This window comes from Streptomyces sp. SudanB52_2052, from assembly GCF_964272415.1.
GTDB classification, from domain to species: Bacteria; Actinomycetota; Actinomycetes; order Streptomycetales; family Streptomycetaceae; genus Streptomyces; species Streptomyces olindensis.
This window is the reverse complement of the sequence record NZ_OZ186796.1, coordinates 1,974,396-1,987,554: the sequence shown is the minus strand read 5'-3', so window position 1 is coordinate 1,987,554 and position 13,159 is coordinate 1,974,396. Positions and strand designations below refer to the sequence as shown.

Sequence of the window (13,159 nt, the reverse complement as noted above, 5' to 3'; positions counted from 1 at the left end):
CGCGCGCGTGGCGGGCGTTTTCCCGTTTCCTGGACAGCCCGGCCGCGCTGCCCGACAATCACGAGCGTGACGTCGTCCTTCGAGTTCAACACGTACCCCGCGCGGCTCTCCGACGCGGAGCGCGACAGGGCGCTGAAGGTGCTCCGTGACGGCGTCGCCGTGGGCCGCCTGTCCCACGACACGTTCGTCCGCCGCATGGAACTGGCGCTCGCCGCCCGCCGCCCGGACGAGCTGGCGGTGCTCACCGCCGACCTGCCCACGGAGAGCCGGCTCTCCCGCATGGTGTTCGGCACCGTCGAGGCGGTCTCCGGGTTCACCGTACGGCTGCGCAGGGCCTGGCAGGCCGAGAAGCTGCCCAAGCTGCTGCTGCCCCACCCGGCGCACGGCCATCCGCTGCGCATAGGCCGCGACCCCGCCAGCGGACTGCGCCTGAACCACGAGACGGTCTCCCGTGTCCACGCCGAACTGCGCCACCAGGGCGGCATGTGGGTCCTGCGGGACCTCGGCTCCACCAACGGCACGACGGTCAACGGACGGCGTGTCGTCGGCGCCGCGGTCGTCCGCGAGGGCGACCAGGTGGGCTTCGGGCGGATCACGTTCCGGCTGTCGGCGGGCTGACGTTCCGGCTGTCGGCCGGATGACCTTCCGGCTGTCCGTCGGCTGACCGGAAACCGAGCCCGGCCTCAGCTCTGGCCTGGGGATTACCAGTTGTCGATGACCGGGGCGTGGCTCAAATGGCTTTGCCCTCCATGGTGTTGACGTACCCCTGAAGTCGTGACTGACTGTGCGTACGCCATCTACACCTGGTGAACCGACGGCATCGCATGGGGGAGGTGTGCCCTGCCGCCCCTCCTGCGCTACCCGACCGTCGACGAACTGGACGCCCGGGCCGCCGCCCTCGTCGCCCGCCGTCCCCGGGACGCCCGGCTGCGCCGGGTCGGCACCTCCCGCGCGGGCACGCCGATGTGGCTGCTCTCCGTCGGCCACGGCAGCCGCCAGGCCCTCGTCGTCGCCGGCCCCCACGCCAACGAGCCGGTGGGCGGTGCCACCGTGCTGCGCCTGGCCGAGCGGGCCCTGGCCGACCCGCGGCTCACCGAGGGCGCCGACGCCACCTGGAACCTGCTGCTGTGCCTCGACCCGGACGGGTCGCGCCGCAACGAGGGCTGGCTGACCGGCCCCTACACCCTCGGCCGGTACTTCCGGAACTTCTTCCGGCCCGGCTTCCTGGAACAGCCCGAGTGGCTGCCCGACGGCGCGGCCGCGGCCGCCCTGCCGGAGACCCGCGCCCTCCTCGACGTCCAGGATGAACTGCGGCCCTTCCTCCAGTGCTCCCTGCACGGCGTCGACGTCGGCGGCGGCTTCGTCGAGCTCACCCACGACCTGCCCGGCCTCGACCGGCGCCTCGCCCACATCGCCGCCCGGCTCGCCATCCCCCGCGAACTCGGCGCCTACGACGCCCTGTACTGGCCCGGCCTCGGACCCGCCGTCTACCGGATTCCGCCGCCGCGCCGGGCCGACCTGGCCGCGGCCATCACCGAGGCCGCCGTCGAGTCGACGTGGTTCCACCCGCACCGGCACGGCACCGTCACCGCGGTCGTCGAGGCGCCCATGTGGGGCGTGGCGGCCGTGTCGGACGGCTCCCCGCCCACGGACCGGGACGGGGCGCTGCGGGCCGTCAGCCGCGCCCTGCGCCACGACACGGCCCTCCTGCGGCAGGTGTTGGCCCGGGTCCGGCCGCACCTCGCCGGCGTACCCGACGCGGCGCGGCTGCTCGCCCCGGTCGACGACTATTTACTGGTCTGCCCCGGCCTTGCCGACGCCTGGGACCCGGACACCGGCGACGGGACGGCCCATCCCCTCCCGCCCCTGAGCAGCGCCCACCTGGCCGCGCTGCGCATCTCCGGGCGACGGCTGGTGCTGCGCACCGCGGGACTGCTGCACCAGCTCGTGCGGGCCGCCGGCCGCGACCCGGCCGGGGCCCTGCCGGAGCTGGACCTGCTGATCGACGAGTGGTGCGCCGACTACCGCGACGGCTGCGGGGCCCGTTGGATCCCGGTGGCCCGCCAGGCGGAGTACCAGGCGCGCGTGGTGCTCTGCGCGTTCGAGCTGGCCGGGCGGCACCCGCGCGCGGGCTCCGGCCCGGCGGAGCCCGGAGTGGCCGTCCGGGGCGGCGGTGCCGACGCGGCCGGACTGACGCCCTGACAGGGTCTGTCTAGTCGGCTTCCTCGCGCGCGTGCAGCGCCGCCGCGACCACCGTGCGGGACTGGTGCTCGACCTGGTGCTGCAACGGCACCCAGCGGGCGCGGAAACGTTCCGCGAAAGCATCGCTCCAGGTCGCGACGAGTTCCTCCAGCTGTCCCGCCGCCCGGTCGTCGGTCCCGCGCAGCACCCGCCGCAGCATGGCCGCCGCCCGCAGCGGCACCCGCCGCGCGAACGCGTCCACACTGCCCACGTACGCCCGGGTGCGGTCGGCGGGCGGGGTGTGGACCAGGTCGGCGGCCAATCCCGGCACCAGCTCCAGCCCCCACCGGGCGGCCCGCAGCAACGGCCCGTCCAGGTCCGCCAGCCGGGGCAGCGCCCCGTCGAGCACGCGCGTCACCTCCAGCGCGTCGCGCTGCAGCCGGCGCGCGAGCCGGCCGATCGCCGCCGCCGGGGCAGGGTGCGGGGCCGGGTCGTCCACGAGGTCGCTCGCCCACATCGGCACCTCGACCACCGCGGTCAGCCCGCCGTACCGGTGGGCGTGGTACCAGGTGCTGTGCCGCGCGTCGTCCGGCAGGCTCGGGTACGCCGGTCCGGCCTCCGGGGCCGGCATCACGTGCACGCCGGGCCCGGACGCGGGCCAGCCCGCGGCGTCCGACGCGCCGGTCTCCACCGGGATGTGCAGCTCGGCCGCGGACTTGGCGAACGGCTCGGCGAGCCCGGGCACGTCCTTCGTCAACTGCACCCAGCTGCCGCCCAGATCCGTGCCGTGCAGGGTCACCTGGAGGTAGGGGCGCAGCTCGTCGATGACGCCCGTCAGGGCCCTGGTCTCGGGCGGCAGCCGGTCCGGCGGCAGCAGGGACGGGGCCCACTCCGGCTGCTCGGGGCCGGCGGGGCGGAAGAAGCCGAGGTGGTAGTCGAAGAGGCTGCGCGGCGCCGGCGTCACGTGCAGGCTCGCCCCGTCGGGGTCCGCGCACAGCAGGAAGTGCCAGGAGATGCCGTCACGCAGCTCCCGCTGCTCCAGAACCCGCCGGGCGAGCGCGAGCAACGTGCAGGAGCCGGTCGGCTCGTTGGCGTGGGCTCCGGCGACCACGAGCACGGCGCGGCGGGCCCGGCCCACGGACAGCAGGTGCAAAGGTCTGCCCGCCCGCGAGGAACCCACCTGCCGCAGGGTGGACACACCGGGGCGGTGGGCGGCCAACGCCCGGGCAGCTGAGACCAGTTCGGTCACCGTCGGGTAGCGCAGCTCCGGCAGGACACTCACCCCCGTCACATCCGCCCGAGTTCGCAATCGCAGTACCCCATGGCCATGGTGCGGTGTCAAGGGCGCGATGGGGGAGGCTCCAGGGGGCGCCCGGAAGCACGGGCCCGGGCGACGCGGGCTCCGTCACCGGTACGACGCGACCGGTACGACGTGCCTACTGCTGGTGCAGCCCCCGTCCCGCCAGGGTCAGGAACGCCTCGCCGACCGCCTCGGACAGGGTGGGGTGCGGGTGGACGTGCCGGGCCACGTCGGACGGCTCGGCGTCCCAGCCGACGACCAGCTGGCTCTCGGCGATCATCTCCGACACGTGCGGGCCCACCAGGTGCACGCCCAGCACGCGTCCGCCGCCGGCCTCGGCCACGACCTTCACCATGCCGCCCCGCCCGTGCACCATGCCCTTCGCCACGGCGGTCAGCGGCATGCTGTTGGTCACCACCTCGTGCCCACGCGCGCGTGCCTCGGCCTCGGTCAGCCCCACGGCCGCGGTCTGCGGCGAGGAGTACGTGACGCGGGGCACCGCCGCGTAGTCCACCGGCGCGGAGGGCACACCGGCCAGCGTCTCGGCCACCAGCAGCCCTTCCGCGAACGAGGCGTGGGCCAGTCCGAGCGACGGCGGCGGCAGCAGGTCGCCCACGACGTGGATCCCGGGCACGGCCGTCTCCAGCCGGTCCCAGTCGACCGGCACGACGTAACCGCGCTCGTCCGTGGCGAGACCCGCGGCGGTCACGTCCAGGCCGTCGGTGACCGGGGCCCGCCCGACCGCCACCAGCAGCCGCTCGGCCACGACCGTGAGCGTCTCGCCGCGGGCCGTGCGCACGCGTGCGCGCACCCCGTCGTCGAGGACCTCGGCGTCCAGCAGCCGCGCGCCGGCCCGGACGTCGACGCCGCGCTTCTTCAGACCGCGGGCCAGATGACGGCTCACCTCGACGTCCTCCAGCGGCACGATCCGGTCCGCGGCCTCCACGAGGGTGACCTCGGCGCCCAGGGAGCGGTGGAAGGAGGCGTACTCCACGCCGATCGCGCCCCCGCCGAGCACCAGCACGGACGCCGGGAGCCCGGGCGCGAAGAGGGCGTCGTCGCTCGTCACCACGCGCCGGCCGTCCGGGCGGAGCCCCGGGAGCGTGCGCGGTCGTGAGCCCGTTGCGAGCACCAGCCCGCGGCGCGCGGCGAACTCCCGCACGCCGGGTTCGCCGTGCACGCCCTCCACGCGCACGGACCGCGGGCCCGTCAGCCGGGCACTCCCCGCGATCACCCGCACGCCCGCGTGCGCGAGATGCGCCTCCACCCCCCGGTGGTTGCGGGCCACGATGTCGTCGCGGGTGGCCACCAGCGCCGGCCAGTCCACGGCGTCCAGTGTCGCCTTCACACCCCAGCGTTCGCGCGCCTCGGCGATGGAGTCGACGAGCCCGGCCGCGTGCAGCATCGCCTTGCTGGGGATGCAGCCGCGGTGCAGACACGTCCCGCCGATCTTGTCGCGCTCGACGAGCACGACCCGCAGGCCGAGGGCCGCGGCGCGCAGGGCGGTGCTGTAGCCGCCGGTGCCGCCGCCGATGACGATGACGTCGGGTGAGTCCATGCCCTCAGCCTCCGCCCGGCCCTTGCCATGAGTCCAAGGCAATGTTCTTGTGGAACCGATGCAGGACGTTTATGGGGGAGGGGCGTTGAGCCTGCGGCAGATGGAGTACTTCCTGACGGTCCTGGAGGAGGCGTCCTTCACCCGCGCGGCGCAGGTCCTGCACGTCTCGCAGCCCGCGCTGTCCCACCAGATCAAGGCCCTGGAGCGGTCGGTGGGCGGCGCGCTCCTGGAGCGCCTGCCGCGCGGCGTGCGCCTGACCCCCATGGGACGCGCGTTCCGGCCGCACGCCGAGCTGGCCGTGCGCAGCGCCGCCCAGGCCCGCCGCGCGGCCCGGGCCGCCGCCGGTGCGGAGGGCGGCGAACTCCATGTCGCCGCCGTGCACTCCGTGGCGGTCGGCGTCCTCCCGGACGTCTTCGCCCGCTGGCGCGCCGCCCACCCGCGCGTGCTGCTGCACCTCCACGAGTACTCCACCTCGCAGGCGCTTCAGGAGCAGGTCGAGCGCGGCACCGCCGACCTCGCCGTCGGCCCGGCACCCGCCGACTGGCCGGGCACCGTCGTGCAGGTCGGCGAGGAGGACATCGTCCTCGTGGTGCCCTTCGACGACCGCTTCGCGGGCCGTACGACGGTGACGCTGCCGGAGCTGGCCGACCGTCCCTGGGTGCGCTGCGCCATGGAGCCCGTCGTCCACGGCGAGCGTTTCCTCGACTGGGCGTGCGGCCGCGCCGGTTTCACCCCGCGCACCGCCGTGTTCACCGAGCACACCTCGACGGCGGTACGGATGGCCGCGGCGGGCGTCGGCGTCTGTGCCGCGCCCGCGCCCCTCGTCCGGGAGGCGGTCGGCGAGGGGTGCGTCGTGCTCACCCCCGACCCGGGGTGGCGGCGCACGCTGACGGTCTTCTCGCGCGTCCCCCCGACGGGCGCGGCGGAGGCGTTCGTGGACCTGCTGCGGTCGGCGTGGCCGCGTCCGGCCCTCCCTCTGAGGGCGTACGAGGACTGCTCCCAGGACGGCCCGGCGGCGGTCGCCTGAGTTCAGTCGCCCACCTTCTCCAGCAGTGCCACGGGGAGGGTCGCGAACAGCTCCGCCACGCGCGCGTGCCCCGTGAACTCCCGGCCCGGCTCCAGCACGTCGGCCCACCGCCCCGGCGGCAGCGGCAGCCGGGTGTCCCGCCAGCCCCCCGCCGCGGCGAGCCGCAGCGACAGGCGTGTCACGGCCGTCACCACCTCCCCGGACCGGGCGAACGCCAGGCAGTGCCGGGCCGCCGCACCCTCCGCCGGCAGCGCCGTGTAGGTCGCGGTGTCGCCGAAGGCCTCGGGCCGTCGTGCCCGCAGCCCCAGCGCCGCCCGCGTCACCGCCACCTTGTCCCCGGAGCCGCCCCCGGACTCCTCGGGCGGGAAGCCGACCGCCCGCCGGTTGTCCGGGTCGACCAGCGCCCGGTACTCGGCCTCCGTCCCCTGGTAGACGTCCGGGACGCCCGGCATCGTCAGCTGGACCAGGGCCGTGCCCAGCACGTTGGCCCGGACGTACGGCTCCAGCGAGTCCCGGAAGGCGGCGATCCGCTCACCGGGCGCCCCGCACGGCCCGGCCGCCACGAACCGCGCCACCGCCTCCTCGTACGGCGGCTCCTGCTCGGTCCAGCTCGTGTACAGGCCCGCCTCGCGCACGTGCTTCAGCAGCGCCCCCTGCACCCGCTCGGGCGCCCCGGACGCCGGGCCGAGCCCGAACACCGTCTGCCAGGCCGCCCACGCGAGTTGCGCGTCCGGCACGCCCTCGCCGGTGCGCGTCACCTCGGTGAGCACGTCCGCCCAGCGGTCCGGGCACTCCGCCAGCACGTGCAGCGCCGCCCGGACGTCCGCACTGCGCTTGGTGTCGTGCGTCGAGGCCACCGTCCCGGACACCGGCCAGTCGCGCTGCACGCGCGCGCAGTACGCGTGGAACTCCTCCGGCGACAGGGCGGGACTCCCCGGGTTGCCGCCCACCTCGGTGGCCGACAGCAGCGGCACATAGCGGTAGAACGCCGTGTCCTCCACGGACTTTGCCCGCAGCGCCGACGACGTCTGCGCGAACCGCGTCCGGAACTCCACCTGCGCGGGCCCGTCGCCGTACCGCCCCAGCACCAGGTCCCGTACGACGTCCACCGCGCCGGCCTCCTCCGGCACCGCGAAGGCGAGCCGGGCCTCGGCCGCGGCCTCCTCGGTGACCACGGCCGCCGCGTCGACGGACTCGTAGGGCCGGTAGACCTCCATGCGCACCAGCAGCTCCTGGAGCGCGGTGCGCAGCGCCCAGGGCGCCCGGTCGCGCAGCGCCGGCTCCGGCGAGGCCGCGCACAACCGGGCCGCCACCCGCACCAGGCGGTCCGTCTCGGTCGCCAGCTCGTGCGTGAGGACCTTGTACGCCGCCCGCCGCACCGTCGCCTCCCACTGCCCGCCCCGGTCCGTCTGGGGGGCCGCGAAGCGCCGGTACTGGCCCAGCAGCTCCCCGAACCCGGCCGGGTCGGTGAAGACCCCGTCCACGTGCCGCAGGGCGTCGTAGCCGGTGGTGCCCGCGACGGGCCAGGAGGCCGGCAGGTGCTCGCCGTCGGCCAGGATCTTCTCCACGACCGTCCAGCGGCCGCCCGTCGCCTCGTGCAGCCGCGTGAGGTAGCCGTCGGGGTCGGCGAGCCCGTCCGGGTGGTCGATGCGCAGCCCGTCGATCACGCCCTCGTGCAGCAGCTGGAGGATCTTGTCGTGGGTGGCCTCGAAGACCTGGGGGTCCTCCACCCGCACCCCGATGAGCTCGGAGATGCTGAAGAAGCGCCGGTAGTTGAGCTCGGTGCGGGCCAGCCGCCACCACACGGGCCGGTACCACTGCGCGTCCAGCAGATGCGGCAGCGGCAGGTCCTCGGTGCCCTCGCGCAGCGGGAAGACGTGGTCGTGGTAGCGCAGCACGTCACCGTCGACGCGCAGCTCGTCGAGCACGTCGCCCAGCGGCCCGCCCAGGACCGGCAGCAGCAGCTGGCCGTCCTGGGCCTCCCAGTCGATGTCGAACCAGCGCGCGTACGGCGACTTCGACCCCTCGCGCAGCACCTCCCACAGGGCGCGGTTGTGGCGCGGGGCCATGGCCATGTGGTTCGGGACGATGTCCACCACCAGGCCGAGCCCGTGCTCGCGCGCGGTGCGCGCCAGCGCCCGCAGCCCCTCCTCGCCGCCCAGCTCCTCGCGCACGCGCGCGTGGTCGACGACGTCGTAGCCGTGCGTCGAGCCCGGCACGGCCTCCAGGACGGGGGACAGGTGCAGGTGCGAGACGCCGAGCGAGGCCAGGTACGGCACGACGGCCGCGGCTGCTCCGAACGGGAACTCGGGCTGCAGCTGCAGCCGGTACGTGGCCGTGGGCACCACCGGGTCAGGTCGCTCAGGTGTCATGGAGACGTACGTACCCGCCCCGCCGCCGTTCGTGTCATCCCCCGCGCCAGGTGCGCCGCGCGTCGCCCGGACGAGTGGCTCTTTCCGGACGACGCGGCGGCGGCACGGCCCCTGGGCGGACACCCCCTACGGACCGCCGGGTGGCTACACGGGCCGCTGGAGCACCGTCAGGCTCCGGTCCGTCAGGGTGAGCCGGTCCCCGGCCTGCACCTTCGGGCCGGTGTCCGTCGGCACGCCCTCCGGGAGCGCCGTGTCGACCACGACCTCCCACTGCCGCCCGTGGTCGACCGGCACCACGAACTCCAGCGGCTTGGGCGAGGCGTTGAACATCAGCAGGAACGAGTCGTCGGTGATGCGCTCCCCGCGCGCGTCCGGCTCGGAGATCGCGTTGCCGTTGAGGAACACCGTCAGCGCCGAGGCCTGCGCCGAGTCCCAGTCCCGCTGGGTCATCTCCCGGCCCTCCGGGGTGAACCAGGCGATGTCGGACAGGTCGTCGTGGGTGCCCTCCACGGGGCGCCCGTGGAAGAAGCGCCGCCTGCGGAAGACGGGGTGGTTCCTGCGCAGCCACACCATCGCGCGCGTGAAGGCCAGCAGCTCCCCGCTCAGGCCCCCCTCGGAGTCCCCGCCGTCCTCGCCGTCCTCCGGCCACTCCACCCAGGCCAGTTCGTTGTCCTGGCAGTAGGCGTTGTTGTTGCCGCGCTGGGTGCGGGCGAACTCGTCGCCGTGGCTGATCATGGGCACGCCCTGGGACAGCATCAGCGTCGCGATGAAGTTCCGCATCTGCCGGGCCCGCAGCCGCAGCACGTCCGGGTCGTCGGTGTCGCCCTCGACCCCGCAGTTCCAGGACCGGTTGTGGCTCTCGCCGTCCCGGTTGTCCTCGCCGTTGGCCTCGTTGTGCTTGTCGTTGTAGGCCACCAGGTCGTGCAGCGTGAAGCCGTCGTGGCAGGTCACGAAGTTGATGGAGGCCAGCGGGCGGCGCCCGTCGTCCTGGTACAGGTCGGAGGAGCCGGTCAGCCGCGAGGCGAACTCCGCGAGGGTGCGCTGCTCGCCCCGCCACAGGTCCCGCACGGTGTCCCGGTACTTGCCGTTCCACTCCGTCCACAGCGGCGGGAAGTTCCCCACCTGGTAGCCGCCCTCGCCCACGTCCCACGGCTCGGCGATCAGCTTCACCTGGGAGACCACCGGGTCCTGCTGCACCAGGTCGAAGAACGACGACAGCCGGTCCACCTCGTGGAACTGCCGGGCCAGCGTCGCCGCCAGGTCGAAGCGGAAGCCGTCCACGTGCATGTCCGTGACCCAGTACCGCAGCGAGTCCATGATCAGCTGGAGCACGTGCGGGGAGCGCATGAGCAGGGAGTTCCCGGTCCCTGTCGTGTCCATGTAGTAGCGGGGGTCGTCGGTCAGCCGGTAGTAGCGCGGGTTGTCCAGGCCCTTGAAGGACAGCGTCGGGCCCAGGTGGTTGCCCTCGGCCGTGTGGTTGTAGACCACGTCGAGGATCACCTCGATCCCGGCCTCGTGCAGCGCCTTCACCGCCGACTTGAACTCCAGCACCTGCTGGCCCCGGTCGCCCCAGGACGCGTAGGCGTTGTGCGGGGCGAAGAAGCCGATCGTGTTGTAGCCCCAGTAGTTGTTCAGGCCCATGTCGACCAGGCGGTGATCGTTCACGAACTGGTGGACGGGCATCAGCTCCAGGGCGGTGACCCCGAGCTCGGTGAGGTGCTCGATGATCGCCGGGTGCGCGAGGGCCGCGTAGGTGCCGCGCAGCTCCTCCGGCAGCCCCGGGTGGCGCATCGTGAGGCCCTTGACGTGGGCCTCGTAGATCACCGTGTGGTGGTACTCGGTGCGCGGGCGCCGGTCGTCGCCCCAGTCGAAGTAGGGGTTGACCACGACCGAGGTCATCGTGTGCGGCGCCGAGTCGAGATCGTTGCGCCGGCCGGGATCGTCGAAGTGGTAGCCGTAGACCTCCTCGCCCCAGTTGATCGAGCCGCTGATCGCACGCGCGTACGGGTCGAGCAGCAGCTTCGCCGAGTTGCAGCGCAGCCCCCGCTCCGGGGCGTACGGGCCGTGCACCCGGAACCCGTAGCGCTGCCCCGGCATGATGCCCGGCACGTACGCGTGCCGCACGAACGCGTCGCTCTCCCGGAGCTCGATCGCCGTCTCCGAGCCGTCGTCGTGCAGCAGACACAGCTCTACTCGGTCCGCGGCCTCCGTGAAGACCGCGAAGTTTGTGCCGGCGCCGTCGTACGTGGCGCCGAGTGGATACGCCTCTCCAGGCCAGACCTGCATGGATACGACTCTTTCAGGTGTGCGGCGCCGGTGGGGACGCCTGGGCCCCGAGTCTCCCCGAAAGTGAGGGAACCTCCTATGACTTATCTCCCTCTTACCGAGTGACCAGTGCATACGCGGTATGCCGAACCTGTGGGGCAAACACGTACTCCCGGGGCTGTTGGGGGAGTAGGGGGAAGATGTGCGCAACATAGTGCACCGCCACCTGGGCAAGGTGGTGGCCGGTACGGCCATCGCGTTGGCCGGGACCGCCGTGATGGTCGGGATCACCCTGCCTGGCACGGCGGGCGCGGACGACACGGGGACCGGGGCGGCGCGGTCCGTCCGACAGGAGGACGCGCCCGGCGGGGCGGCGGCGCCGGGCCGGGCCGTGGCGCCGGGAGTCGTCGAGCAGGCACCGGCCGAGGGGGAGAAGGGCGAGGGCCGTGACCCGCTCACCGACGACGAGCTGGCGCGGGCCGAGAGGATCGCCCTCAGCCCCCAGCTCTTCCGGAGCGGCGAGAGCGTCGACGGGGAACGCGGCCCGCAGCGCCTCGGCGTCGACCTCGCCGAACCGGAGTCCGACGAGGTCGGCGACCCGGACGCGCCCCGGCGCGCCGACGTGACGTTCTACGACTACCGGGACGACACCCTCGTCACCCGGACCGTCGACCTCGACACCGGCGAGGTGGTGCGGACCGGCACCCAGCGCGGTGTCCAGCCGCCCCTCAGTCGTGCCGAGAAGGCCGAGGCGGCCGCACTCCTGATCGCCGACCCGCTGGGCACGGGCCTGAAGGCCGACTACCGGGACGCCACCGGCGAGGACCTCACCTCCCCGGACCAGCTGCGGCTCAGCGGCGCCGTCTACCGGGCCGCGCCGGGCGCCCAACCCGCCGCGCTCGACCGCTGCGGCGAGCACCGCTGCGTGCGGCTGTTCCCGAAGATCAAGAACGGGCCGTGGGTCGACGCGAGGTCGCTGGTGATCGATCTGAGCGCCCGCAAGGTCGCCCGCCTCGACTGACATCCCTCCTTCGCTCACCCGTCCACCTCGCTCGCTCCTCCTGTCAGGGAGTCACCTCGTCATGCGCGTGAACAGCACCAGCACGACCCGCACCCGGGCGGCCGTGGCCCTGACCGTGGCCGCGCTCGCCGCCGGCGCCACGGCCGGCGCCGGTCCGGCCACCGCCCGGCCGCAAACCGCCCCCGCGGCGGCCACGCCCTACTGCGGCGCCGCCCACCGCATCGAACAGAAGCTCTCCACCGGCACGACCTGGCGGATGTGCTGGCGCTACGACGGCAAGGCCGGCCTCGTCCTGGAGGACATCTCCTACCGGCCCAAGGGCGAACCCAGGCAGATCAAGATCCTCAACAGCGCCCGGCTCGGCCAGATCCACGTCCCCTACGACGACGGCACCGTCGAGTACGACGACCTCACCGGCTTCGACTTCGCCCAGGGCCTGATGAACCTGGCACCCGGCGAGTGCCCCGGCGGCACCATCAAGACGGTCAAGGTCCCCGACTCCGTCAACGAGACCCCGACCATCAAGGGCCTGTGCACCACCACTCGTTCCCGCGGCCACGCCTACCGCATGCAGGGCGACACCGCGAACAAGGTCTACCAGGCCGCCGGCAAGGACCTCCTCGTCTACACCGTGAACCAGGTCGGCTGGTACGAGTACATGACCGAGTGGCGCTTCCAGGACGACGGCACCATCACCATGAACGTCGGCGCCACCGGCAGCCTGTCCTGGGACGACTACGACGCCGGTGACGGCCGCGGCTGGCCGATCGGCAAGGGGGCGAAGGCCAAGGCCACCAGCCACAGCCACAACGCCTTCTGGCGGCTCGACTTCGCTCTGGACGGCTCCACGAGGAACAGCGTCGAGCAGTACGACTCCACCGTCACCGCGCCCACCCGGGGGCAGCGGGCCCCCACCACGAAGACCACCCGCACCAAGATCACCAAGGAGCTCGCCGGGGACAGCCGGAACTACCGCTGGTGGCGCGTGGTCAGCGCGGCCGGCAAGAACAAGGACGGGCACGCCCGCTCCTACGAGATCGTCCCCGGGCCGTCCACCAAGTACCCGGGCCGCGGCTACACCAAGCACGACCTGTACTTCACCCAGTACGACAAGTGCGAGCTGTTCGCCAGCAACAACCCCGGCGACTGCGGGCGCGGAGCCGGCACCTCCGTCGACAGGTGGGTGAACGGACAGACCCTCAAGCACCCCGTGGTCTGGATGAACATCGGCTTCCATCACATAGCCCGGGACGAGGACCAGCAGCCCATGCCCGTGCACTGGCAGGGATTCTCCATCGCCCCGCGCGACGTCACCGCTATGAATCCGCTCACTCCGGCCGAGCTCGGCTGGCAGAACGGGCACTGGCAGCCGCGCCGTTGAGATTGACCCTGCCCATCCGGCTGCACCGCCGACCGCTCCCGGAGTACCCTTCCT

The 13,159-nt window shown here is 73.6% G+C and carries 8 protein-coding genes and 1 pseudogene; 5 read left to right on the top strand and 4 right to left on the bottom strand.

The features are described 5' to 3' along the window. Positions 1–66 precede the first annotated feature (66 nt). On the top strand, positions 67–618 hold the full coding sequence (locus ACSUPV_RS08820) for a DUF1707 and FHA domain-containing protein (protein ID WP_031119484.1): 552 nt from the start codon (positions 67–69) through the stop codon (positions 616–618). A gap of 222 nt (positions 619–840) precedes the next feature. Then, a pseudogene (locus tag ACSUPV_RS08815) lies at positions 841–2,194 on the top strand (M14 family zinc carboxypeptidase). An 18-nt stretch (positions 2,195–2,212) separates the two neighbouring features. Here the strand turns inward: ACSUPV_RS08815 and ACSUPV_RS08810 are convergent. Further along, positions 2,213–3,463 (bottom strand): M14 family zinc carboxypeptidase, encoded by a 1,251-nt coding sequence (locus tag ACSUPV_RS08810; protein WP_031119483.1) that lies wholly within the window; start codon positions 3,461–3,463, stop codon positions 2,213–2,215. Between the two features lie 154 nt (positions 3,464–3,617). Continuing rightward, on the bottom strand, positions 3,618–5,039 hold the full coding sequence (gene lpdA / locus ACSUPV_RS08805; RefSeq protein ID WP_436947253.1) for a dihydrolipoyl dehydrogenase: 1,422 nt from the start codon (positions 5,037–5,039) through the stop codon (positions 3,618–3,620). An 85-nt stretch (positions 5,040–5,124) separates the two neighbouring features. On the opposite strand from lpdA, the gene ACSUPV_RS08800 reads away from it, so the two are divergent. Beyond that, complete coding sequence (locus tag ACSUPV_RS08800; RefSeq protein ID WP_037759067.1) at positions 5,125–6,066, top strand: LysR family transcriptional regulator; 942 nt, start codon at positions 5,125–5,127, stop codon at positions 6,064–6,066. Between the two features lie 2 nt (positions 6,067–6,068). Here ACSUPV_RS08800 and treY read toward each other — a convergent pair whose 3' ends face one another. After that, entirely contained in the window at positions 6,069–8,438 is a 2,370-nt protein-coding gene (gene treY / locus ACSUPV_RS08795) for a malto-oligosyltrehalose synthase (protein ID WP_436947252.1), read from the bottom strand. Positions 8,439–8,582: 144 nt separating this feature from the next. Beyond that, positions 8,583–10,724, bottom strand: coding sequence for a glycogen debranching protein GlgX (glgX, locus tag ACSUPV_RS08790; RefSeq protein WP_031119479.1), 2,142 nt, complete (start codon positions 10,722–10,724; stop codon positions 8,583–8,585). A gap of 181 nt (positions 10,725–10,905) precedes the next feature. On the opposite strand from glgX, the gene ACSUPV_RS08785 reads away from it, so the two are divergent. Then, positions 10,906–11,724, top strand: a complete 819-nt coding sequence (locus ACSUPV_RS08785; protein WP_436947251.1) for a Tat pathway signal sequence domain protein — start codon at positions 10,906–10,908, stop codon at positions 11,722–11,724. A 61-nt stretch (positions 11,725–11,785) separates the two neighbouring features. Next, complete coding sequence (locus ACSUPV_RS08780) at positions 11,786–13,105, top strand: copper amine oxidase (RefSeq protein ID WP_436947250.1); 1,320 nt, start codon at positions 11,786–11,788, stop codon at positions 13,103–13,105. The last annotated feature ends 54 nt before the right edge of the window (positions 13,106–13,159 follow it).